At 46.6% G+C, this 25,118-nt stretch carries 19 protein-coding genes; 10 read left to right on the forward strand and 9 right to left on the reverse strand.

What is annotated here, in order from left to right; all coding sequences use genetic code 11:
* The first annotated feature begins 49 nt into the window (after window positions 1-49).
* The 3 genes from pta to DWW90_RS13620 all read left to right on the forward strand — a co-directional run bounded on the left by pta (window position 50) and on the right by DWW90_RS13620 (window position 4,523).
* The gene (gene pta / locus DWW90_RS13610) at window positions 50-1,063 is read left to right on the forward strand and encodes a phosphate acetyltransferase (RefSeq protein WP_122345358.1); all 1,014 of its coding nucleotides are present in this window, start codon (window positions 50-52) and stop codon (window positions 1,061-1,063) included.
* 74 nt (window positions 1,064-1,137) lie between these two features.
* Complete coding sequence (locus DWW90_RS13615) at window positions 1,138-2,337, forward strand: acetate/propionate family kinase (RefSeq protein ID WP_122345359.1); 1,200 nt, start codon at window positions 1,138-1,140, stop codon at window positions 2,335-2,337.
* A 167-nt stretch (window positions 2,338-2,504) separates the two neighbouring features.
* Window positions 2,505-4,523: a hypothetical protein gene (locus DWW90_RS13620; protein ID WP_122345360.1), complete on the forward strand. Its 2,019-nt coding sequence runs from the start codon at window positions 2,505-2,507 to the stop codon at window positions 4,521-4,523.
* A 167-nt stretch (window positions 4,524-4,690) separates the two neighbouring features.
* On the opposite strand, the gene DWW90_RS13625 is transcribed toward DWW90_RS13620, so the two are convergent.
* From DWW90_RS13625 to rsmA, 8 genes are all read right to left on the reverse strand, one after another.
* Window positions 4,691-5,476 carry a UDP-2,3-diacylglucosamine diphosphatase gene (locus DWW90_RS13625; RefSeq protein WP_122345361.1) on the reverse strand — a complete coding sequence of 262 codons (786 nt, stop codon included), beginning with the start codon at window positions 5,474-5,476 and terminating at the stop codon, window positions 4,691-4,693.
* Window positions 5,477-5,494: 18 nt separating this feature from the next.
* Window positions 5,495-5,812, reverse strand: coding sequence for an SUF system Fe-S cluster assembly protein (locus DWW90_RS13630; protein WP_115499990.1), 318 nt, complete (start codon window positions 5,810-5,812; stop codon window positions 5,495-5,497).
* A gap of 45 nt (window positions 5,813-5,857) precedes the next feature.
* Window positions 5,858-6,538 carry a DNA repair protein RadC gene (gene radC / locus DWW90_RS13635; protein WP_122345362.1) on the reverse strand — a complete coding sequence of 227 codons (681 nt, stop codon included), beginning with the start codon at window positions 6,536-6,538 and terminating at the stop codon, window positions 5,858-5,860.
* 96 nt (window positions 6,539-6,634) lie between these two features.
* Window positions 6,635-7,198 (reverse strand): elongation factor P, encoded by a 564-nt coding sequence (gene efp / locus DWW90_RS13640; protein ID WP_115499992.1) that lies wholly within the window; start codon window positions 7,196-7,198, stop codon window positions 6,635-6,637.
* 170 nt (window positions 7,199-7,368) lie between these two features.
* Window positions 7,369-8,067, reverse strand: a complete 699-nt coding sequence (locus DWW90_RS13645) for an LrgB family protein (protein WP_115499999.1) — start codon at window positions 8,065-8,067, stop codon at window positions 7,369-7,371.
* Window positions 8,067-8,411 (reverse strand): CidA/LrgA family protein, encoded by a 345-nt coding sequence (locus DWW90_RS13650; protein ID WP_115499993.1) that lies wholly within the window; start codon window positions 8,409-8,411, stop codon window positions 8,067-8,069. Before DWW90_RS13650 ends, DWW90_RS13645 begins: the two co-directional genes overlap by 1 nt.
* 79 nt (window positions 8,412-8,490) lie before the next feature.
* A complete protein-coding gene (gene mgtE, locus DWW90_RS13655) occupies window positions 8,491-9,840 on the reverse strand; it encodes a magnesium transporter (RefSeq protein ID WP_115499994.1) in 1,350 nt (449 codons plus the stop codon).
* 33 nt (window positions 9,841-9,873) lie between these two features.
* A complete protein-coding gene (gene rsmA, locus DWW90_RS13660) occupies window positions 9,874-10,653 on the reverse strand; it encodes a 16S rRNA (adenine(1518)-N(6)/adenine(1519)-N(6))-dimethyltransferase RsmA (RefSeq protein ID WP_122345381.1) in 780 nt (259 codons plus the stop codon).
* 100 nt (window positions 10,654-10,753) lie between these two features.
* Here rsmA and DWW90_RS13665 point away from each other — a divergent pair, with 100 nt between their 5' ends.
* Window positions 10,754-11,773, forward strand: a complete 1,020-nt coding sequence (locus tag DWW90_RS13665) for a lysylphosphatidylglycerol synthase transmembrane domain-containing protein (RefSeq protein ID WP_115499995.1) — start codon at window positions 10,754-10,756, stop codon at window positions 11,771-11,773.
* A 33-nt stretch (window positions 11,774-11,806) separates the two neighbouring features.
* On the forward strand, window positions 11,807-13,261 hold the full coding sequence (locus tag DWW90_RS13670; protein WP_122345363.1) for an aminoacyl-histidine dipeptidase: 1,455 nt from the start codon (window positions 11,807-11,809) through the stop codon (window positions 13,259-13,261).
* Window positions 13,262-13,404: 143 nt separating this feature from the next.
* On the opposite strand, the gene DWW90_RS13675 is transcribed toward DWW90_RS13670, so the two are convergent.
* Window positions 13,405-15,138: an ATP-binding protein gene (locus DWW90_RS13675; protein ID WP_122345364.1), complete on the reverse strand. Its 1,734-nt coding sequence runs from the start codon at window positions 15,136-15,138 to the stop codon at window positions 13,405-13,407.
* Window positions 15,139-15,908: 770 nt separating this feature from the next.
* On the opposite strand from DWW90_RS13675, the gene DWW90_RS13680 reads away from it, so the two are divergent.
* From DWW90_RS13680 to DWW90_RS13700, 5 genes are all read left to right on the forward strand, one after another.
* Window positions 15,909-18,968 carry a DUF6383 domain-containing protein gene (locus DWW90_RS13680; protein WP_122345365.1) on the forward strand — a complete coding sequence of 1,020 codons (3,060 nt, stop codon included), beginning with the start codon at window positions 15,909-15,911 and terminating at the stop codon, window positions 18,966-18,968.
* Between the two features lie 333 nt (window positions 18,969-19,301).
* The gene (locus DWW90_RS13685; protein WP_115501041.1) at window positions 19,302-19,952 is read left to right on the forward strand and encodes a redox-sensing transcriptional repressor Rex; all 651 of its coding nucleotides are present in this window, start codon (window positions 19,302-19,304) and stop codon (window positions 19,950-19,952) included.
* 4 nt (window positions 19,953-19,956) lie between these two features.
* Window positions 19,957-20,571: a fumarylacetoacetate hydrolase family protein gene (locus DWW90_RS13690; protein ID WP_115501040.1), complete on the forward strand. Its 615-nt coding sequence runs from the start codon at window positions 19,957-19,959 to the stop codon at window positions 20,569-20,571.
* Between the two features lie 16 nt (window positions 20,572-20,587).
* Entirely contained in the window at window positions 20,588-23,974 is a 3,387-nt protein-coding gene (gene porU / locus DWW90_RS13695) for a type IX secretion system sortase PorU (RefSeq protein ID WP_122345366.1), read from the forward strand.
* 218 nt (window positions 23,975-24,192) lie between these two features.
* Complete coding sequence (locus tag DWW90_RS13700) at window positions 24,193-25,116, forward strand: Rpn family recombination-promoting nuclease/putative transposase (protein WP_122345367.1); 924 nt, start codon at window positions 24,193-24,195, stop codon at window positions 25,114-25,116.
* The last annotated feature ends 2 nt before the right edge of the window (window positions 25,117-25,118 follow it).

Raw genomic sequence — 25,118 nt, forward strand, 5'->3', positions numbered from 1 at the left:
TAACCGTGGTATCAAACTAACAACATAATAATAAAATAGATCTTCCGCTATGGACTTAATGCAAGAGATTATTGCACGCGCTAAAGCAAACAAACAGCGTATCGTTCTTCCCGAAGGAACAGAGGAAAGAACATTGAAAGCTGCCGACCGTTTAGTGGCCGACGGAGTTGCAGACATTATCCTGATTGGCAATCCCGCTGAAATCAACAGCCTGGCTGCTGAATACGGGTTGAACCACATTGGACAAGCTACTATTATCGATCCGAAGAATCACGAAAAGAAAGCCGCTTACGCCGACCTGCTTTTCCAGTTACGTCAGAAGAAAGGAATGACACCCGAAAAGGCTGCCGTTTTAGTAGAAGATCCTTTGTTTCTTGCTTGCCTGATGATTAAATCCGGTGATGCCGACGGTGAAATTGCCGGCGCACAGAACACAACCGGTAACGTCTTGCGTCCGGCTTTGCAGATCATCAAGACTGCTCCGGGCATGAGCTGCGTATCAGGTGCGTTCCTGATGTTTACAAAAACTCCGCAGTATGGAAAAGACGGTGTTTTGGTATTTGCAGACTGCGCCGTAATGCCGAACCCGACAGCTCCCGAACTGGCAAGTATCGCCATCGCCACTGCTGCTACCGCCCGCGATATCGTAGGTATGGAACCGCGTGTTGCCATGCTGAGCTTCTCTACAAAAGGTAGTGCATCCCACGAAATGGTAGACAAGGTTGTGGAAGCAACCCGCCTGGCAAAAGAAATGGCTCCCGAACTGAAGATCGACGGAGAGTTGCAGGCCGATGCCGCCTTGGTTGAGAAAGTAGCTTCCCTGAAAGCTCCGGGTAGTGAAGTAGCCGGACAGGCTAATGTCATGGTATTCCCGACTTTGGAAGTAGGTAATATCGCTTATAAACTGGTTCAGCGCCTGGGTGGTGCGGAAGCTGTAGGTCCTATCCTGCAGGGTATGGCTGCTCCGGTTAACGACCTGTCCCGCGGTTGTTCCGTAGACGACATCTATAAGATGGTTGCAATTGCTTGTAATCAGTCTATCGGTCTGAAAGCCACAAAATAAAGATATATGGCCGTAGAGACGCACGGCCGTGCGTCTCTATACAATTAACATTTACGAATCATAAATCATAAAACATGAAAGTCTTAGTATTAAACTGCGGTAGCAGTTCCATCAAATATAAATTATTCGATATGACATCCGGCGAAGTGATGGCCCAGGGTGGTATCGAAAAGATCGGTCTGCCGGGCGCATTCCTGAAGCTGACTGACAAAGACGGAAAGAAAGTTGTGCTGGAAAAAGAGATTCCCGGCCATAAGGAAGGTATCGAATTTATCCTGAGCATCCTGACAGACAAAACATACGGCTGTATCAAAGAATATACGGAAATCGACGCTGTCGGCCATCGTGTGGTACACGGCGGCGAAAAGTTCGCTTCCAGCGTGAAGATCGACCAGGATGTGATCAACAAAGTAATCGAATGTTCCGACCTGGCTCCGCTGCATAACCCGGCTAACCTGAAAGGTATCGACGCTATGGAAGCGCTGATTCCGGGTATTCCCCAGGTGGCAGTCTTCGACACCGCTTTCCATCAGACAATGCCGAGCAAGGCTTATATGTATGGTCTGCCGTATGAAATGTACACGAAATACGGTGTGCGCCGTTACGGTTTCCACGGGACAAGCCACCGTTATGTATCCCGTCGCGCCTGTGAAATCTTAGGTGTTCCTTACGAAGAACAGAAGATCATCACGGCCCACGTAGGCAACGGAGGTTCTATCGCCGCTGTCGACCATGGCAAGTGTGTCGATACTTCTATGGGACTGACTCCGGTGGAAGGTCTGCTGATGGGTACCCGTTGCGGGGATGTGGATGCAGGCGCTTTGTCTTTCATCATGGATAAGGAAGGTATGGACGGTGCAGGCCTGTCCGACCTGATCAATAAGAAGAGCGGTGTTGCCGGTCTTTCCGGTATCTCGTCCGATATGCGCGAGATCGAAGCGGCTGTTGCTGCCGGTAACGAACGTGCCATCATGGCATTGGATGTTTACAACTACCGTATCAAGAAATATATCGGTGCTTATGCGGCTGCCATGGGTGGCTGCGATATCCTGGTATGGACAGGTGGCGTAGGTGAGAACCAGTGGGCTACCCGCCGTGTCGTATGTGAAGACATGGAATACATGGGTATGAAGATCGACGTTCAGAAGAACGAAGGTATGCGTGGCGAAGAAATGGTTATCAGTACGCCGGACAGCAAGGTGACGATCATCGTCGTGCCGACCGACGAAGAGTTCATGATCGCTGCCGATACAATGGAAATATTAGATAAATAATTATTCTAATCCTCACAGCTTACAAAACATTAGGATTAGTGTTTAGACTGCCCCGACACCGGTTGGGGCAGTCTTTTTTTTGTCTGTTTGACACGTATTGTCCGTTATTTGTTTATCTTTGGAAACTTCTTATTGATCGGGAAACCATTTTAATACAATATTATACCATGAAAGCTTGTAAGTTCTTACTCCTTTTATTGCTGGCAGCATGGCTGTTGCCGGAACGTGCCGAGGCACAGCAGACGATTTCCGCAGATGATTATCCGCTGTTGGGAGCGCAGGTCTTTATCGAACCCGGACAGACGGAGGAGGAGACGGAAGGCTGGTTCCGGACAATGCACGACAACGGAATGTCGGTTTGCCGCATCCGTATGTTCGAATCGTATATGCGTAAACCCGGCGGTTGGGATTTCTCTCTCTTCGACCGTGCTTTCCGCTTGGCGGAGAAGTATGATATCAAGATTATCGGGACATTCTTCCCGCTGACGGACAAGACGGATATCGGAGGCTGGAAGTTTCCGGAGAGCCGTGCACAGTTGAATACCTTTGCCGAATATATCAAGCAGATGACGACTCATTTCAAGCAATTCAAGTCCCTGTATGCCTGGGTGCTGATCAATGAACCGGGCGGAGGGCTGAAAGATAACGAGTTCTCACGCCAGATGCGCCGGGAGTGGAACAGACAGCATCCGCAGGCGGAATATCTGGAAAACGGGTATCCGGTGCTGGTCGATTTGCAGGATAAACGTTTCATGAACTACATGACAACCTGGATGCTCGGCTGGATTGCTTCCGAAGTGCGCAAGTACGATAAGAATATACACCTGCATGTCAATAATCATGCTATTTTCTCGAATATAACGGAATATAACTTCCCCGAGTGGCGCCGTTTCCTGAACAGTCTGGGCGGTTCGGCTCATGCCAGCTGGCATTTTACCCTTTTCCCGCGCGAAGAATACAGCTTGGCGATGTCTGCCGACTGCGAACTGCTGCTGTCCGGTGCGGGAGAACTGCCTTGGCTGATGACGGAGGTGCAGGGAGGCAACAATACCTATAGCGGCGCCCGTGCCATGTGCCCGACAAAGGAAGAGATCACGCAATGGCTCTGGATCGTGATGGGTACGGAAGGGAAAGGCGCGATCTTCTGGTCGCTTAACCCGCGTGCATCGGGCATCGAGTCGGGAGAATGGGCTTTGCTCGACTTCCAGCACCAGCCTACGGACCGGGTGGCTGCCGTTGCCGAGGTCGGCAACTGTCTGAAACAGCATAAAACGCTCTTCTCGGAGGCGAAGAAACTGGATCCGGGAATCAGCATCGTCTATATCCGCGAATCCCTCTGGACGGAGGATATTGTTTCGAAGGGAACGCCTGCCGCCGAAGACGGGCGTATCATGTGTATGACTAATATGCTGGGCTATTTCAAAGCCTTGTCCGGGAGTGGTATCACCCCGAACCTGAAGGCGTTTGAGGAATATGATTTCAGCCGTCCGGACTATACGGGGCAAACGATTATCCTGGCCCACCAGATTGCTGTGCCTCTTTCATACGTCCCGTTGTTAGAGTCTTTCGTCCAAAAGGGCGGAAAACTGATTGTAGACGGAATGACCGGTTTCTACGACGGGGATGTCCATAACCAGATGTTGACCGGCTTCTCTCTAAAGAATCTCTTTGGCGGCTGTATCTCCGAGTTCAAACGGATCGACACTCCTTACCTGTACCGCCTGAAAGGATACGAACAGCCTGTTCCGGGATATGGTTGGAAGGGGTTGATCCGTACGGATAAAGGTGCTGAAACGATTTGTGGGGAAGGGGAGCGTCCGCTGGCATCCCGCTTTGCTTACGGGAAGGGAGAAGTTGTCTGGGTTCCGGGTCTGTTGGGTAGCGGTGCCTGGAAAGGGGATGGCGCGCCGCTTGCCGGCTGGGTGCGGCAGGAATGCAATACGGACCGCTTGCCTTGTTCCTTCAAAACCTATCATAAAGACGTCTTGATGAAGATGTCCGAGACGAAAGACGCTTATATCGCTGTGGTCGTCAATAAATCAGGCGCTTTGCAAACGATCGCTTTACAGACGGACGGCAAGAAGCGTGCTTCAGAAATCCTTTTTGCCGATAAAAACGGTTCGATAGACGGTGATATCCTGACTGTCCATCCGGAGGAAACATTGGTTGTTTGCTGGAAAAAATAGTATTCGGACTGCGGGATTATGGCTCCCGTCCCGTTTTTTTTCGCTCCCGTCCCGTAAAATATGGCCCGTGAGCCGTCGGACAAAAGGATGCCTACCTTTTTGGAAAGCGATGCCAGTCTTTTTCAGAAGCGATGCCGACCTTTTTCGGAAGCGATGCCTACCTTTTTTCAGGAAGTCTGCTCCGCCTCGAACTGCTCCATAAAGAGGTTTTCGCCGTCCCATACGATGTATGAGAAAAGATGCATCCAGTCTCCGGCAATCAGGAGGCGGGACGTGCGCGAAAGCATCAGGTCGAGCATGATGTGGCGGTGGCCGAAGATAAAGAAGTTGATGTCGGGATGCGTCCGGAGATATTCCTTTGCAAAAAGGACCATGTATTCGTGATCCTCTCCCTGGTATTCGGCTGCTTCGCTTGTCTGATGCTTCTTCAATCCGCTTTTGCGGCTGCTGAGCGACCAGCCGAGGGCGAAGCCGAATGTCCATCGGGGATGGATGCCCGCATACAGCCATTGGCAGAATTTATTGCGGAAAAGGGTACGGATAAAGCGGAATGCCTTGCTGCGGTAGTCGACCTCGTCACCGTGTCCGAGGAAAAAGCGTTTGCCCAACAGATCAACCGTGAGTACGTCCCGGTGGATGATGGCTCCGATCTCTTTCGGCAGGTAGTCGAACATCCAGATATCGTGGTTGCCGATAAAGATATGGATTTCCACCCCGCTGTCCGACAACTCCGCCAGTTTGCCAAGGAAACGGACGAAGCCTTTGGGCGCGACATATTTGTATTCGTACCAGTAGTCGAACATATCCCCCAGGAAATAGATTGCCATCGCCTCGTCCTTGATGCTGTCTAACCAGCGTACCAGTCTCTTTTCGACGGCAAGCGGGTCTTTATGGAAACGGGCGCCCAGATGGGCATCCGAAGCAAAATATATTTTCTTTCGAAGGGAATCCATGTTTCTACCGGGTGTATATTATAAGAAACCCAATTCCAGTTTGGCCTCTTCAGACATCATATCCTTGTCCCATTCGGGTTCGAAAACAAGGTTTATTTCCACATTATTCACGCCATCGACGGATTCGATCTTCATGCGGACGTCTTCAATGATGAAGTCGGCAGCCGGGCAATTGGGGGCGGTGAGGGTCATGTCGATGCGGACGTTCTTCTCATCGTCAACCTCTATATTATAGATCAGGCCAAGATCGTACACGTTCACCGGAATCTCCGGGTCGTACACGGTTTTAAGCATGGCGACAATCGCTTCTTCTGTTTGGAGGAATTCGTTGTTCATCTTTGTTCAATTTGAATGCAAACGTACAAATAAATTGTCAATTGTTCAAAGTTTTCCTTCGTCCGAATAGCTGTAATAGCTGCCGTCGCCGATGACGATATGGTCCAGCAGGTTGATGTCGACCAGCCGGGCAGCACTTTTAAGTCGTTGTGTCAACTGGTCGTCCTCCCGGCTGGGATGGATGCTTCCCGAAGGATGGTTATGGCAGAGGATGATACTTGAGGCAAGCGCCGTGATCGCCGCTTTCAGTATCAGGCGCAGGTCGGCGGATGTTTCGCTTGTCCCTCCCTGGCTGATTTTGACCTTTTCGATGACCTGGCAAGAGCGGTTGATGAGTACGGCCCACAGTTCCTCGTGCGGAAGGTCGCAGAGCAGGGGATGAAGGAGGCGGAATGTGTCGTGGCTGCTCCGGATTTCCGGGCGTTGGATGGGATCGCAGCTCCCGCGGCGTTTCCCCAATTCGAGTGCCGCATTGATGGTGATCGCTTTTACCTGTCCGATGCCTTTAAATTTGGACATCAGTTCTTTGACGGAAAGTTTGCCTAAAGCATTCAGGTTATTATCGACGGAGAAAAGGATACGTTGTGATAGTTGGACAGCCGTTTCATGGCTGTTTCCTGAGCCGATCAGGATGGCAAGCAGTTCGGCATCGCTAAGAGACGCAATACCTTTCAATAACATTTTTTCGCGCGGCCGGTCTTCTTCGGCCCATTCTTTTATTTTCATAGCAAGACTTTATTAATTGACAATTGAGAATTGACAATTGACAATTAAATGCGGGAAACTGCAAATTCTTAATTGTCAATTGTCAATTGTCCATTGTTATCGGATACGTCCTACATAAGAACCGTCCTGTGTGTTGATTTCGATCGTTTCGCCTTCTTCGATGAACAAAGGAACGCGAACTTCCGCACCTGATTCAACCGTAGCCGGTTTCAGTGTGTTGGTTGCTGTATCGCCTTTGATTCCCGGTTCGGTATAAGTTACCTTCAGCTGAACCTTTACAGGCATATCTGCGAACAGGACTGTTTCGGTCGAAGCATCTGAAACAACGTCTACCATCTGGCCTTCGATCATGAAGTCTACACCGTTGATCAGGTCTTTGTCGATGATTACGTCGTCATATGTTTCCTGGTTCATGAAGTGATAGTGTTCACCTTCCTGATATGTGTATTGGTACGGGCGACGTTCTACGCGTACGTCTTCCAGTTTTTCACCGATGTTGAAACGACGTTCGATCTGACCGCCTTTTACAACGTCTTTCAGAGTTGTACGCATAATCGTATTACCTTTTCCCGGTTTTACGTGAAGAAAATCGACGCAGAAATAGAGTTTACCGTCCAGACGGATACATGTTCCTTTCTTAATGTCCTGTGAATTAATCATACTTATGTGCTTTATATTATATATTGTTAATTTATCTCGTGATGGATTTTGGGTGCAAAAGTAGTGTTTTCCTCTTAAAGTAACAATAAACTTCTGCTTTTTTATTTGGAAATGGGTTGCAAATCAGTTTGATATGATTCACGATGAGCATGAGTCAGGTGATGATCTGCTTAGAATAGCGAGATAATAAAACTGATAACCGGGACGAGAATTGCCGTCATAATACCCATCAACCCGATTGCCAGTCCGCTCAACGCTCCTTCCACGGCCCCGATCTGGATAGCTACGGATGTCCCGACGCCATGCGAAGAAGCTCCCAACGCCAACCCTTTGGCTATGCGGCTTTCAATGCCTAACACCTTCATGACGAACGGCCCGACGATGCTGCCGAATATCCCGACTGCGACCACGATAACTGCCGTCAGCGAAGGAATGCCTCCCGATTTCTCGGCAATACCCATCGCAATAGGCGTCGTAACCGATTTCGGTTCGAGGGTGGCGACCAATGCCGCGTCCGCTCCCATCAGTTTGCCGATAACGATGACGCTGACAATCCCGACGATCGCTCCTACAAAGACGGAGGTCAGGATCGATATGACATTCCCTTTCAGATACTGGATTTGTTCGTAAAGTACATATCCGAGCGCCACGACCGACGGCCCTAACAGGAAATGGATCAGATGGCTGCCTTTCTGGAAGGATTCATATTCGATATTCATTGTCTTCAGTACAACGATAATGACCAAGATGGAAGTGATAAGCGGATGTAGCAGGCTGATACGCGTTTTTCTGTAGAGCGCCAGCGATGCGAGGTAAGTGCCGATCACTAACGTAAGGGAAAAGACCTCCGACTGTGCCAGGTTATTCATCATTTGTCGGCCTCCTTCCCTAATTTTTGCTGGATGAGAGCCACGCTGGCGATTACTAATATCGTACTGACAACGGATGCCGTAACGATCACAACCCAGTATTTGGAGATAATGCCCAACGAATTCATCAGGCCTACGCCCGCCGGAAGGAAAAACAATCCCATATTCTCGGTCAGGAGAGTCGAGAGTCTCTTCACTTTATTCGGCTTGACGGCTTTGAATGCCAACGCTAAAAATAACAATACCATCCCGATTACGCTGCCCGGAATGAACCCGTCGATGAAATAACTGATAAACTCTCCTGTAAAATAGAAGAAGAGAATGTAAAATGCTTCTATTAGCATGTCTTTACTGTCTTTTTGATAACCTGCCGCAAAGATAATACCTATGTCGTAAATATGTTCTACAACATAGGTTATTTAACTATCCGGCCAGCGTAGACGAGATAAACATGTAAATCATCATCCCGATAATGTCGTTTGTAATGGTGATAAACGGTCCGGTCGCCAGAGCCGGATCGATCTTCAGCTTGTCGAGTGTCATAGGCACTAACGTCCCGAAGATACTGGCGAACATTACGACGGCAAACAGACTGAGGGAGACGGAAGCCGTAATAGCCCGGTCGCCTAACATAAAGAAATTATAAATGAATACGACCAGGCTGATGATACTGGCATTAATCAAAGAGACAACCGCTTCTTTCAGTATCTGAGGTACGATATTCCCTTCTTTCAAGCTGTTGTTGGCCAAGCCTTGTACCACGATAGCGGAAGATTGGATCCCGACGTTACCGCCGGTTCCGCCGATAAGCGGGATGAAGAGTGCCATTTTAGGATTGACGGCAAAGTTCCCTTCGAAGTTTCCTAATATGAGGGAGTTGCCGATGCCGCCGATCATGCCGATCAACAGCCAGGGCAGGCGGGCGGCCGTCTGGGTAAAGACGTTGTCCGAAGTCTCCACGTCCTGCGAGATACCGGATGCCAACTGGTAGTCACGTTCGTGTTGTTCGCGGACTTCATCCATGACGTCGTCGATGGTAATGCGTCCGACCAGGCGTCCGATGCTGTCGACAACCGGCAGGGCCACAAGGTCGTATTTCTCGATCGTCTCGGTCACTTCCTCGATGCTGTCGCTGTCGCGGACGGAGATCGGGTCTTTCTTCATCACGTGCTTGATCTTCGAGACGGAAGGGTTGGTGATCAGTTTCTGGAGCTGGAGCACTCCGCGCAGGCGTTCGTCGTCGTCTACTACATACACATAATAGATCTCGTCCATGTCTTCGGCTTGTTTGCGCATCTCGTCGATACATTTGGGCATACTCCAATTCTCGTTTACCACGATCATTTCCGTACCCATCAAACCGCCGGCAGTGTCTTCGTCGTATTTCAACAGGTCGACGATGTCTCCGGCCTGTTCCACGTCTTCGATGTGCGAAAGAATCTCTTCCTGGGTGTCTTCGTCCAACTCGCGCATCAGGTCTACGGCGTCGTCGGTCTCCATATTGTCCACGAAGCGTTTGGCGATCAGTTCGTTCGGAAGTTCTTTCAGTAACTTGTGACGGTCTTCTTCGTCCAGTTCCATCAGCACATCCGCCGCTTTCTCGCCATCCATCAGAAGATAAAGGTAGATCGCCTCCTGCAGGTTCAGTTCCTGATACAGTTCGGCGATATCGGCCGGATACAATTCATCCAGTGTCTCCTTGATCTTTGCGTCATCCTTCTCAGAGATGATGCCTTTCAGATTCTCTATATATTCTTTCGTCAGTTCAATCATTTCTCTGCCTATTTAGAAGATGAACAACTTGCTTTATTTCAAATTCCGTTCCGTTATCAACGTCAGCTCCACAAACTGTTCTACCGACAACTGCTCCGGTCGCTTGTCGAAGATCGGGAGCTGGTAATCGGGGCAGTCCTTGCCTAACAGCGGTTTCATGGAATTGCGTAACGTTTTGCGCCGCTGGTTGAAAGAGGTCTTGACAACCGTTTTGAAGAGCTTTTCGTCACATCCCAATTCCGTCCGGTTGTTGCGGACCATCCGTATCACCGCGCTTTTGACCTTTGGAGGCGGATCGAATACTTTCTCACTAACGGTAAACAGATATTCCACTTCGTACCAGGCTTGCAGCAGGACACTCAGGATGCCGTATGTCTTACTGCCCGGACCGGCGGCAAGTCGTTCGGCAACCTCTTTCTGTATCATGCCCGAACAGCAGGGAATATGTTCTTTATAATCGAGAACCTTGAAAAATATCTGGCTGGAAATATTATACGGATAATTGCCGATCACGCAGAACTGGCCGGAAAACAACTTGCTGAGATCCAGGCGCAGAAAGTCTTCCGCCAGTATCTTGCCTTCTAAGGCCGGAAAGTTTTGTTCAAGGTAATCGACCGATTCCAGGTCCAGTTCGACCACTGTCAGGTCGTGCCCTTTTTCCAGTAAGAATTGGGTGAGGACGCCCATACCCGGGCCTATTTCCAGTACAGGCAATTGCTTGTAGTCGGACAATGTATCCGCAATGCGTTCAGCTATTTGCAGATCTTTCAGGAAATGTTGTCCTAACGCTTTCTTTGGCTTAACTAATCTCATCCACTTCTTTGGTGTATTGTTGTGTTCGTATTTAAATATAATGCTTATCTTTGCAGGCGTACAAAAATACAACAAATAATTTAAAGTCAATCTACGCATAATGGATTTTAAAGCAATTCTACGCACGTTTCTCAAGATCATCCTCCCGCTTGCTTTCGGTTGTTTACTGCTCTGGTATTTGTATAGTAAGATGGATCTTGGCGAGATATGGAACGTGATCCGCAAAGGCGTCCGTTACGAAATCATCCTCTTTTCGCTTCTGTTCGGCTTAGGAGCCAATATCGTCCGCGGCTTGCGTTGGGGGTTGCTGATCCGTTCGCTGGGCGATAAGGTGAAGACAAGCAATGTCATTTACGCTGTCCTCGGCAACTATGCCGTAAACCTTGTCCTGCCGCGCGTGGGCGAAGTCTGGCGTTGCGGTATGATCACCAAATATGACAAAATCCCGTTTACCCGCCTGTTGGGCACTTTGCTGATCGACCGTGTGAGCGATACGATCATGGTCGGGCTGATCACGATGTCTATCGTCGTGTTCAATTTCGGTTTCTTCCAGAGCTTCTTTGCGAAGAACCCCGCCTTGCTGGACGGTTTCCAGTCGATGTTCAATTCGATATGGATTTACGTGGCGGCTGTAATTTTTATCGCCGGAATTTGGTTTATATTCACATATATGAGTAACTTTACGCTGGTGAAGAAAGCGAAGTCGATGTTGCAGAACGTCTGGGACGGGATGAAGAGCATCTGGCTGATGAAGCGGAAAGGCCTTTTTGTGATTCAAACATTACTGATCTGGACAGGCTATTTCCTGTACTTCTACATCACTTTCTACGCCTTCGACTTTACCCGCGATCTGGGTGTGACAGTCGGGCTGATCGCTTTTACAATGAGCAGTATCGCAGTGGCTGTGCCCGTTCAGGGAGGCATCGGACCGTGGCATTTTATGGTGATCGCCACCCTGATGTGCTTCGGAGTAAAGGAAACCGATGCAGCGGCTTTCGCCCTGGTCGTACACACGGTGCAGACCGCGTGGCTCGGACTTACAGGGTTGTTTGGCGTGGTGGTTTTGCCGTTCACGAACAAGGAAGCCCCGGTTGCTGTTAATGATAATACTATTGCATAAAAATAAAAGTAGCACAAATTAAATTAAACTTCTATGTCAGCAGAAATCAAAAATCTTTCTCCGCAGCCTGTCTGGGGTTATTTCTATGACCTTACGCAAATTCCTCGTCCGACCGGACACATGGAGGCTGTAACCCGTTTTATGGTAGCTTTTGGTAAAGGATTGGGATTGGAAACCCTGCAAGACGAAGTGGGAAACGTTTTGATTCGTAAACCGGCATCTCCGGGAATGGAAGGACATAAAACCGTAACCATGCAGTCTCATCTGGATATGGTTCCGCAGAAGAACTCTTCAGTAAAACACGACTTTCTAACCGACCCGATCGATGCTTACATAGATGGAGACTGGGTGAAAGCCCGCGAAACGACATTAGGCGCCGATAACGGTATGGGTGCCGCTTTTGCAATGGCAGCCCTTGCCGACAAGACCTTGAAGCATGGTCCGCTGGAAGCCCTTTTCACCATTAATGAAGAAGTGGGGATGGACGGCGCCGTCGGCTTGAAACCGGGTTTCCTGAAAGGTGAAATCCTGTTGAACTGCGATTCCGAAGAGGAAGGCGAACTGTTTGTCGGTTGTGCCGGTGGCGCAGACCTGAACGTGTCCATGCAATTTAAGGAAGATACCTATATTCCGGAAGGTGATGTCGCTGTAAAGATCAGCCTGACCGGTTTGAAAGGCGGCCACTCCGGTGTCGATATCCATCTGGGACGTGCGAACGCCAATAAGCTGATGTTCCGTTTCCTGAAAGAGGCGGTACGCGATTATGGTGCGCGCCTGTCGTCTGTCGATGGCGGCTCGTTGCGGAATGCGATCCCTCGCGAGGCTTTTGCTGTCATTACGATTCCCGGCGACAATGTGGAAGCCCTTTGGGAATTTGTATCCGATTATCAGGAAATGTATCGTACCGAATATAAAGGTATTGAAGATAATGTCAATTTCGTAGCAGAAATGACCGATATGCCGGCAACTCTGATCCCCGAAGAAATCCAGGACGACCTGATCAATGCGATCGAAGGTTGCCAGAACGGCGTTATCAGTATGTTGGCCGATTTCCCCGGAACAGTGGAATCGTCTACGAACCTGGCGATCGTGAAGTCGTCGAACGAACTGATCGAGATTCAGATCCTGGTGCGCAGCTCTTCCGAGAGCCGCAAAGAAGCGGTTTGCTCCAGCCTGGAAAGCGTATTCGCGCTCGCAGGTGCCAAAGTGGAATATGACGGCGGCTACGGCGGCTGGCAACCGAATATCGATTCTCCGATCCTGAAGATCATGCAGCAAGCCTATCTGGATTTGTACGGCAAGAAACCGGAAGCAACCGTGATGCACGCCGGCCTCGAATGCGGCATTATCCAGGAAGCCTATCCGAACATGGATATGATCTCTATCGGTCCGGATTTGCAACACCCGCATTCTCCGGACGAACGCGTAAGCATTCCGTCTGTTGCCCGCACTTGGGATTTCATTGTTACGACGCTTGCAAGAATATAATTGTCAAATCTAATAAACCGGACGCAGATAACGCAGAATACACAGAGTAACGCAGACTTATTTTAAATAAATAATATCTGCGTTACTCTGCGCTTGTCTGTGTCATCTGCGTCCGGTAAATGTCGACTTTTGACACACCTCCTTTAAATTTCCTCACATTTCACCATATCCCATCCCCGGAACTGAAGCAACAGTCGGTGGAGTGTCGTGCCTTCAGCCAACCGGCGGGCAACTTTATCTTCACTGTATTGTAATAATTGGCGGCGACCCTCTTCAGCTTGTGCATCCAGTTCAGCATCGGTAGCCGTACGCGCGGCATATTTGAGTTCCAGAATATAACTGTGTTTGATGTCCGGATAACGCTGCTTATCAGGCAAAAGGAAGAAATCGCAATAGCCGTAATTCATTTCTAATTCCGGTTCCATCAAGTAATAGGAAGCAAGTGCAAGATAGGCTTTCAGGAAACCTTGCAGGTTTCTTTCGCCTTCCATCGCATCGCGTACGGAAGAGTTTTCACGGTAGACGCGGGCGATGGCTTCAAAGAAGGGCTTCCACTTGCCGTCGTAAGCAAAATCGTCTATCAAATCTTTTAAATAAGAGAGATCGACTCTATGTGTTTGCTGGTAATAATCGCGCAGAAAACCAAGATATTGTTCGCGTACGCAATTATTGGGAATGCACATCCTTAAGCGATCTCCCCGTGTGCCGCATATCGTGAGCAGCCCGTAGTAATAGAGTAAGCTACGAAAATTGTCGATGTCCGCCACCCGTTCTGCCGGAAACGAAGTATGCAGATTCACCAGAATCTCGCCTTTTGCAGCGATTTCTTCGATTGTACTCATGCGGCTTCCTTCGTGTGTACTGTCGTGGTCGATGCGTGCCAGCATTTTCAATTTGCTGTAGTCGGTGCGGATATTTTTGTCTACCATTTCTGCCGGGGCACGATGCTTTTGTACTTGATTGCTCAAATAGTAAAGTGTCATATCGCAATTGAAAACCCTGTCGTCATCCAGGCTCATTCGAGCAAAACAATAGTTGTCATACCAAGGTTTCATTTCGGCAATCATGGCTTCTATGTCACCTGTCAATAGTTGATTCTGCTGGTAATAGCGGAACATTTCGCGTACCTCTTTTTCCTCAAATCCCATCATGGCATTAAATGTCTCATCCGTCGAAATATTCCAGTCTATATTATATCCGCTGGACAGGTCATCCAGCGTAATAGGACTGACTCCCATCAGGAAGATGCGGTCGAACATCCCCTTGAATTGTTTGAAATATTCACGATAGAAACCGCTGGCATGCGTCAGGTCGTGAAACATTTGCTGGCCGTGTTCGCTCAGTATGACATTCGTGAAATTGTCGTATTCATCTATAATAAGGTATAATGGATAACCTTTTTCATGCGCTTTCACTTCGATGTACGACAATTTGGCTTTTGCACTCTCGATGCTGCTGACTGTCGCTTTGAAATCAGGATCGTAGAATGAGGAATATTCATGCGCAAACTGGTTGATGATAATGTTACAATAATCGTTGAAACTTGTCATCATATCGGTTCCCGCCAGCGAACAGCCTGCTTTCGAAAAATCGAAATAGAGAACCTGATAACGGTTGCGCTGTTCGGTCGGATGGCTGCCGATCCATAAATCTCCAAAATATTTATCGAAATTATCTCGTTGCAAGATGTCGTAATAAGTGCGCATCATGCTCAGAAACAGGCTTTTCCCGAAACGCCTCGGCCGGATCAGGAACAGGTAACTCGGCATCTTCTCGATCAGAGGCAAGTACATGGTTTTATCCACGAAATAAAAGTTCTCGTTTCTCATCCGGTTGAAATCGGATATCCCGTAAGGTATTCCTTTGACTCGATTCATTTTATGACAAGTTTTTATTGTATTATAGGCAAAGTTAGTCCATTGCTCGGAATAAGCAACGGTTTCAAGTCGATTTTCAGGAGTTTCAAGCTTAAATTGCAATTGAAACTTTAGTTTCAAGCAGTCCATCTCTTTGAAACTAAAGTTTCATGCCGATGGAACTAAAGTTTCCTGGGATGAAAATTTAGTTTCCTGCCGTGAAACTTTAGTTTCGACCGCAGACACTTTAGTTTCAATGACTGTCTTTATTTTTGGATAAATATCCGGCTCGATAGGGGCTAAAAAGGGCTGTTTTGGGCGGTTATCTGCAAAAAGGCGTCTTTTTGCATTTTAGCGGTTTTCGTAATGTGTTGATTAATAGCAATGTGCTAATTTATATAATGTACGCGTAAAAGGGGTGTTTTAGGGGGTAAAACGGGTATAAAATTGAATATAAAGCATTGAATTTTAAAAAGATAGGAAGTTGATCAGAAATGACTAATGAAAACGTACGTTTAAATTCGTCATTTTTCAGCTACAAAAATACATATACTTTTTAAACCTGCAATCCTTTCCGCAAAGATTTTTCTTTTTCTATATTGTTTCTTATCAATTAGATAGCTTAACCTGTACGAAATTACACCTTTTCAACACGAACCTCCAACACCCTCCCGAAAAATGACTAAAAAAAACGTACGTTTTCTCTCGTCATTTCGATAGACGATCCCAAGAAGGGACGCAAAGAACTGAATTTCATTATATATAGTATTATTAATTAAATTATTTAGATTATGAACAAAAGATTTTCTACTCTTTTGGCTGCCGTTCTGGTAGCCGGTGGATTGTCTACAACGGCGATGGCTGCAGCAGGTCCAGTAGATGATTCAAAATTGGAATCAGGAGATTTCACCTATTTGGCTAATAGTGATGAAAAGTTGGTGATTGGTTCCGACCAGAAAACATTGGAAACAAAAGATTTTTCATCTGCTCCAACAACATTGGCTGGTTATGATGCTGCTTTATGGAAAATAACTAAGATTAAAAAGACTTCTCAGCAAGGAGACTTTAATGTTTATCAATTTAGAAATAAGGCAACAAATCAATTGCTGGCGGTTAAATTGCAAACAGCGCCTACTACTGCTGCAAGTGCTGGAGCTGCTTCTGTTTCTGCAAATGTAGCAGTCTTAGACGGTGCTGGTAACTCTGAATGGCTATGCGATCAGGATAAAGGTTTGTATATCTCAAAAGGAGACTCTACCTTTTATTTTGATGGTTTAAAGCTTGCAGCCGTTAAAGGTACTATCGCTGATGTAACTGCTGGTGCGAAACCATTAACATTTTCTGCTTTGACTACTAGTGATAAAGTAGTCTTAACTGCTGATCTATTCAATGAATTGGTTAAAAAGACTGGCGGTAAGTTGTTCTTTAATAATAGTAAGAATGTAAGTACCGGTGAAGAAAACATTTTGACCAAATATTCATGGGAAGCTATTCAAGGCGAAGGTGTTGTAACAGCATCTGCTCCTAAATTATTCTTAGCTGCTAAAGGGAAAACAACTTCAATCAACAAGGCTCCTTATCTATTGATGGTGGATTCTTTGTATAGCGATGATGTAACTCCTGCTTACAACAAGTTGACAGTCGATACGTTGGCTGCTGCTCCTGCTGCAGATGGTTCTAATTTCGCAGCTCTTGCTGCTGTTGTAAAAAAGATCAATAAGAAAAATACAACTACTCGTCCAGTTGGTACTGCTCAATTTACTGCAACATTATTCTTGAAGAATGATTCTGTTGCACTTGCTGCACTTCAAGCACCTAAAGTTATTGGTAGTACGAAATTTTTCTATACAGGCGATGCTTCAACAGCAATGGCTTCTGACGACTTGACGGGTGGTAATGTCGTATTGAGAAAACTTTCTAATACCGTTGTCTTAACTGTTTCTACAACAACAAGCTTGGCTGGTTACATTGAACCTCTAATTCAGCCATATGCAACGCAGAGCATGGGTGGAACAGCTGAAATTACTCCCAACAAAATTTACTATGTTGCCGATATGAGGACTTGGGATGCTTCTAACAATAAAGCGAATCCGTATTATGGCAAGTTCTATGATTATAATTTCCCGAATCAGGCGAAATATTTGAACGAAGGTCAGGCTTTTAATGTGTTCTCCCAGTTTGTAGTATTTGCAACTCCGGGTACAGATAAGGGTAGCTATACGATTAAGACTCGTTATAGTGGCAAAACTGCTTGGACAGGTGTAGCCGATTCTTTGGAAAATGGTAATATTGTATTTGGTTCTGATACAATTAAATTGGTTGATGCTAATATCGAGTATAAGGGCGAAACTCAGTATATCGGTTATCATGCAACTGATTTTGCATTGAAGAACAAACAATTCAAGATTCAGTCTGCTTCTCCGTTATTAGGAGAAGATATGTTCATACATATGAAGAAAGACAGCTCAATGACTTTGAAAGCTGGCGAAGTTCTGTACACTTTGGATCGTATAAATGTAGTTCCGAACGAAGATGCTGCTATCGAAGATGCGGTTGATCCTCTGGCTTGGGATGTTTATGCAATAAAGACTTCTAAAGGTGAGTACTTGATTATGGATGCTAATGGTAATTATGCCTTAACAGCAGATCCTGAAAAGTATAACTACACTGTTTCTTATAATTATGAAACGAGTGAGGTTGCAACAAAATCATTTATTGCAACAGGCTTTACTTTCATCCCGACAGAAGCTGCTGATAAGTATGTGATCATGCCGGTATTCCCGAGAGTAAAAGTAGCTGCTGATCAGACAAAGAAATTGAATGAGATAGCAGTATCTTGCGAATATTCTTCAGTTCCTGGACAGACAGCTGAAAATGCAACTGTTGTTTCAACTCCTGTTCCTGATGCACTGAAAAACAGTATGATTACTGTAAATACAAATAGTGGTGATCTGGAAAACAGTTTGTTAGGTAAGGTTAAATACGATCTCTTCTATGTAGCTGAAGAAGATGATCCTCAGAGTTTGTTTACGATGCCGAAGCATATTCAGATTGAAACAACAAATAACCAGTTCGTAACCGTGAATGCTAAAAACGAAGCATTGGTTGTTGCTGAGAATGCTTTGAAAGCTGCTAACTATACAGCTGAAGACTTTACATTCTGGTTGGATACAGCAAAATATAACCGTAATGGCGAAACTGTTGTTACCCCTGAATATTATGTAACAAGAGGTGTTGCCGCCGATACAACAACTAAGGTTGATGCTCACAGATTGTACATGTATAATGCTGCTGACTCTGCTGCAAATGCAACTGTCAATAAAGAGCAATATACTGCATTTGAATCAGCTCGCGTAATCTTCCGTGAAGCTCAGCGTTATGGTGCTGACTCATTGATCGTAGCAGGTGATACACTGACAATCGACGGAAAGAAGACGACTGTTATTGCTAAACCGAAAGCTGGTGTCAACGATTTCCGTTTCAACTTCCTGCAGGCTAAAGATGAAGCCACTGGTGTTTACAATATCAAGAATGGTGACAAGTATCTGCGCAATTTGAATGGTGTACTGGTAATCGGTGAAGCAGAAGAGGCTGCAATGGTAACAGTGAATGCTGCTGAAGCTCCGACCGCTAACGAAGGTGTTGAAGTTTCTGAAGTAACAGTTATCGCTCAGAACGGCGCTGTAAGAATCGCTAACGCTGAAGGCAAGAAAGTTGTTATCACGAACATCTTAGGTCAGACAATTGCTAACACAGTCATCACTTCAAGCGACGCTGTAATCGCTGCTCCTGCTGGTGTAGTTGTTGTAGCTGTTGAAGGCGAAGAAGCTGTAAAAGCAATCGTTAAATAAAACAGACATTAGGTAGAGGCGGAGTGTGCTCCGTCTCTCTTAATCATATAATTCTATAATTTATCGTGCAGCCTTCGGGCTAATTATCCCGTGACGGGTGAACAAGCGGTAGATATTAATACTAAAGTAAAAAATTAAAAAAAGTTCATCTGCCAGTATCCCTGTGAAGAGAAAACGCAGACACAAAATGAAACCTCCCCGGCGGTAGTACCGGGGAGGTTTTTTTGATATAAATACAAATACGAAACAGCCCGTTTCGTATTTGTATTCTATTTTTCTATTCCCTAAGAAAAAAGTTGTACTTTTGTGAGCTACATCAATACGTATGGACGAATGGCTAACGATGAAATGAAACAACTTTGGAAAGTACCGGAGCCGACGCTCAGGAGGCTGCCTTGGTATCTTGCCTTCTTGAAGTTGATGAAGGGAAGAGGGGAGACTTTTGTATCATCTACGCAGATTGCCAAAGAGATAAATGTGGACCCCAGCCAGGTGGCGAAAGACCTCTCTTTTGTGAATATTTCGGGGAAGACACGTGTGGGATATGAGATATGTACGCTGGTGGACGTGTTGGAAGATTTCTTAGGGTTCACGGCACAGCATAAGGCATTCCTGTTCGGTGTCGGTAGTCTGGGTGCAGCCTTGTTGCAAGACTCCGGTCTGAAACAGTACGGACTGGAGATTGTCGCCGGCTTTGATGTGCGCCGGGAGCTTGCGGGAACCCGGATCAACGGTATTCCGGTCTATCATATGGATGATTTTCCCGCCAAACAAAAGGAGTTCGGAGCGACAATCGGCGTGATCACCGTCCCGGTGGATAAGGCGCAGGAAGTGACCGACCATATCATCACCGGAGGCATTAAGGCGCTCTGGAACTTTACCCCTTTCCGGATACGCGTTCCGGAGGATATCGTGGTGCAGAACACCTCCATGTACGCCCACCTTGCCGTCATGTTCAACCGCTTGAATTCAATCAATCACTGACATAATGAAAATAATAGCCGTAGGAATGAATTATGCCGCCCACAATAAAGAGCTGCATCATTCGTTAGAATTATCGGAGCCTACTATCTTTATGAAGTCCGACTCTTCGTTGCTGAAGGACGGCAAGCCGTTCTTTATACCCGATTTCTCTTCGGAGATACACTATGAGACGGAGATTGTCGTAAAGATAGACCGGCTGGGAAAAAACATAGCCGAACGTTTCGCCCACCGTTATTACAACGAGGTGACGGTAGGGATCGACTTTACAGCCCGCGACCTGCAAAGCAAACTGCGTGCGCAAGGTCTGCCCTGGGAGATCAGTAAGGCGTTCGATAATTCGGCTGCTCTCGGGACGTTTATTCCCGTGGAGCGTGTGGGCGATATAAATCGCATTCCTTTCCATCTGGATATTAACGGGACGACCGTCCAGGCGGGGAACACACAAGATATGCTTTTCCCGGTCGACAAGATCATCGCGTATGTCAGCCGTTTCTTTACGCTGAAGATAGGCGACCTGATCTATACCGGAACCCCGGTAGGCGTGGGGCCGGTCAAGATAGACGACCACTTGCAGGGATATATCGGCGAGCAGAAGCTGCTGGATTTCTTTGTGAGATAACACGGAAAAAGAACATATGAAGAGAATCTTATATACCCTGCTGCTTGTATTCGGTCTGCTGGCTTCTGCCTGGGCGGACGGTAGCCGTTATGCTTCCCAATCGGTGCTTAGCTCCGGAAAGTGGGTGAAGATACAAGTGGCAGAAGATGGTATCTACAAGCTGACGCTGGCCGACCTGAAGAAGATGGGCTTTTCTAACCTCGACAAGGTTGCCGTCTATGGGTATGGCGGTTGGCCGCTTGATGAAGATTTCTCTAAGACTTATGTGGATGATCTGCCGGAAGTGGCGGTGTGGAAGAATGCGGATTACCTTTTGTTCTATGGGAAAGGACCGCGTAAATGGGAATATGCTTCTTCCTCCTTTGTCCACACCAATAATCCTTATTCCAACTACGGATATTACTTCGTGACCGAAAAGGAGACTGCCGGGCGGACGATGGAAAAGGCAGCTTCCGCCGACGGGGCGACTTTGCAGGTGACGACCTTCGACGACTATATGGTGAAGGACGACGACGTGGTGTCTGTCAATAATTCGGGCCGTGAGTTGTACGGCGACTCGTTCGAGTCAACCTTGTCGCGCTCTTACACGGTCACGATTCCCGGCATTACGAACGATGCTGGGAAAGCCACCCTTTCGTTTATTGCACGTGCGAGTGGCAATACGGGCAGCGTTACGATGAGTGTCGATAAGAACCAACTGATCTCGGGTAATTTCAATACTACATCCGATGAATATGTCGTGGCGACAGAAGTTTACAGGACTGCAAACTGGACGGCCGACAAGAATGAAAAAGTAAACATCGATATTCAATATAATACAACCGGGCATAAGAACGTGCGCCTGAACTTTTTCCGTCTGCAGATGAAACGGCAATTGAAGGCGTATGATGCTTACACCTTTTTCCGGAGCCTTGCCGCAAGAGGGAATGCCTCCCGCTTTATTATCCAAGGGGCCGATGCAAACACATTGGTGTTTGATGTAACCGACGGCATCAACCCGCAGCAGATGGAAACGACTTTGAGCGGGACAGAACTGTCGTTTACGATTCCCGCCTCTATGGATTTGCGCGAGTTCGTTGTTGTGAAACCCTCCCAGATAAAAGCGCCTGAAACGGTTGGCGAAGTCGCAAACCAGAACCTCCATGCTTTGGCGCAACAGGACATGGTTATAATAGCCCAGCCCGGCTTGGCTGCCCAAGCGGAACGTCTGGCTGAAGCGCACCGGACAAAAGACAACCTGACAGTCCAAGTCGTAGCTCCGGAAACGATCTATAACGAGTTTTCCAGTGGCACACCCGACGCAACCGCCTATCGCCGTTTTATGAAAATGTTCTACGACCGGCAGACTTCGGAAGCCGACGCTCCCAAATATCTTCTGCTCTTCGGAGACGGCTCGTATGATAACCGACAACTTACTTCTGCTTGGAAATCGGTTGATATGAGTAATATGTTGCTGACGTATCAGACAAAGGAGTCGTTGAACAAGTTCTCTTATGTGGTAGATGATTATTTTGGTTTCTTGGATGACGCCGATAATAAGGAAGATATTTCCAATAAGAAAGTAAATATCGGAATTGGTCGTTTCCCGATCCGTTCTGTTGATCAAGCAACTAAGGCCGTGGACAAAGTTATCTCTTATATGGATAATAAAGAAACAGGAGTTTGGAAGAATAATCTTTGTTTCTTGGCTGACGACGGTAGTAATGCTGATGGTTTTGCGCAATATCACATGGTTCAAGCAGATACTTTAGCCGATTATTTGGCGGTTGATCATCCTGAGTTCCTGGTAAATAAACTCTATTTTGATGCTTATAAGAAAGATGTGACCGGGGGGCAAAACGGTTATCCGGATATTCGTACAAACTTGCAGAAGTTATTGAAAGATGGTTTGCTTTTGGTAAACTATACCGGACATGGCGGAACGACTGCTTTAAGTGATGAGAAAGTCTTGACGCAAGCAGATATAACCCAGTTCACCTATCCCCGTTTACCTGTATGGATTACGGCGACTTGTGACTTTACACGTTTTGATGATTTGGCGACTTCTGCTGGAGAAGATCTTTTTCTGAATGAAAAGAGTGGTGGCATCGCTTTGTTTACGACGGTTCGTGTTGCTTATGTGCCTTATAATGCCCATATCAATAGCCGTCTGATTCGTAATATGTTTGAAAAGAAAAATGGAAAACGTCGGACTTTGGGAGAGATAGTCAAAGAAACGAAATGTGATTTGATTAATACTTCGTCTGCCCAATATAAACTCGGTTTCTGTCTGATCGGTGACCCGGCAATGAAATTGAATTACCCTGAATACCGTATGCAGGTGACGTCTGTTAATGGAAAACCCGCTGATGGTGAAGCAATCCCTTTCAGAGCATTGGAAAAGATAACAGTCGAAGGACAAGTCTTGAATGCTTCGGGAACGTTGGCTACTGATTTTACGGGTTTGTTGAATCCAACAGTAAAAGACAGCAAGGTGACTATTACCTGTTTGAATAATAACAAGACGGAAGATACTCCCTTTAGTTTTACCGATTATCCGAATACTCTTTTTATCGGAAACGATTCCGTGCGTAACGGAAAGTTCAGCTTTACCTTTACTGTCCCGAAAGACATCTCTTATTCCGGGTTGCAAGGGAAAATGAACCTGTATGCAGTCGATTCCGAGAACGGCAATGAGGCGCAAGGTAATTTTGATAATTTCACTGTCGGAGGTACTTCCGAAACAGCGGATACTGATACGGTAGGTCCTGAAATACGTATGCTTTATCTGAATGACACAACTTTTGTGGATGGTGGAAAAGTAAACACGACTCCCTATTTTGTTGCTGAGCTGTGGGACAAGAGCGGCGTGAATATTACGGGTAGCAGTGTCGGACATGATATGATGTTGGTGATAGACGGATCGCCTCTTCTGAGTTATAACCTCAACAGTTATTATAACTTGTTGTCGGGTGAAGAGGGAGCCGGTATTGTCCAATTCTCGATTCCTGCATTAGAGCCGGGTATGCACACGGCTGAGTTCTGGGTTTGGGATATTTTGAATAACTCGACTGTCCGGACCTTTACCTTTGAAGTTGTCGAAGGCCTGAAGCCCAATCTGGTCGATGTCGTAGCAACCCCAAGTCCCGCACGCGGACAAGTGACCTTCCATATTACGCATAACCGCCCGGAAAGCCGGATGCGTGTTGGCATCATGGTCTACGATCTGGCAGGCCGTCTCTATTGGAAACATGAAGAAAGCGGCACGTCCGATCTCTTCAGTGCCTATTCAGTCTCCTGGGATCTGACCGACGGAGCCGGTGCACGCCTGCGTCCCGGTGTCTATATCTACCGGGCAGCCATCAGCACCAATAACTCCAAAGAGGCAACGACTGCGAAGAAGTTGATAATATTAGGTGAGTAATACATTTTTCGTTCCCGTCCGAAAAAATATGATTCCCGTCCGAAAAAATATAGCCTATGACCCATCCGTCAACAGGCTATAGGGTAGCGGCTAAAAGGCGCTTACTCTAAGAAAAACATGACTTTGGATAAATTAATTCCTCTTTCTGGGTAGTATGTGAATATTAATGTCTACATTTGAGCACGTCTACAAATGGACGCAACTAAAATTATTTAGCTATGAGCAAATTTATCAATCCTTTCTCGGATTACGGCTTCAAGTTGATTTTTGGCAGTGAGGTCAGTAAAGATCTAATCATTAGTTTTTTAAACAGTGTTATTCAGGATGAAGTAATCGTTAATATTACATTTCGTAATGTGGAAATGCTTGGCATGAAGCATGACCAGCGCAAAGCCGTTTTCGATATCTTCTGTGAAAATGAAAAAGGTGAGTTTTTTATCGTGGAGATGCAGAAAGCGCGGCAGAAGTATTTTTCTGACCGTATTCTCTACTATGCCTCATTCGCGATTCAGCAACAGAGTATCGTGGCACGTGAAAAGATCGCGTGTCTGGAAGACGAACCTAAGAAGGCTTATTGGGATTACAGCATCAGCAAAGTCTATATCGTCTGCATCCTTAATTATGTTATGGAACCGTCATTACCCCATAAATACCGTTGGGATGTGGTGCGAATGGATCGCGAATTGAAGGTCCCTTTCAGTGAAACCTTGAATGAAGTGTATTTTGAAATGCCGAAATTTGTGTTACCTTTGTCAGAGTGCAATAGCATTTATCTTAAATGGCTGTATGTGTTGAATAATATAGATATAATGGACCGTTTACCCGAAGAACTGAACAACCAGCTGTTCCGCAAGTTGAAAAGCATAGTGGAAATCGAGCGGATGTCTGCCAACGAACGTTTGGAATACGAACTGAGTTTGGCTGTCGAACGCGATATGCTCTCCGCTCTTGACGCCAGTCGGGAAGAAGGTCTGGTGAAAGGTCGTGCAGAGGGGTTAGCGGAAGGCGAAGCAAAAGGAGAGGCTAAAGGTCTTGCAGAAGGATTGCGCCAAACAGCTATAAACATGAAACGCACAGGATTGGATGTAGACACCATTGTAAACTGTACGGGCTTATCCAAAGAAGAAATCCTTGCCTTGTAAAC

The sequence above is a fragment of the Parabacteroides sp. AF17-28 genome (genome assembly GCF_003479205.1).
In the GTDB taxonomy this organism is placed as follows: Bacteria; Bacteroidota; Bacteroidia; order Bacteroidales; family Tannerellaceae; genus Parabacteroides; species Parabacteroides acidifaciens.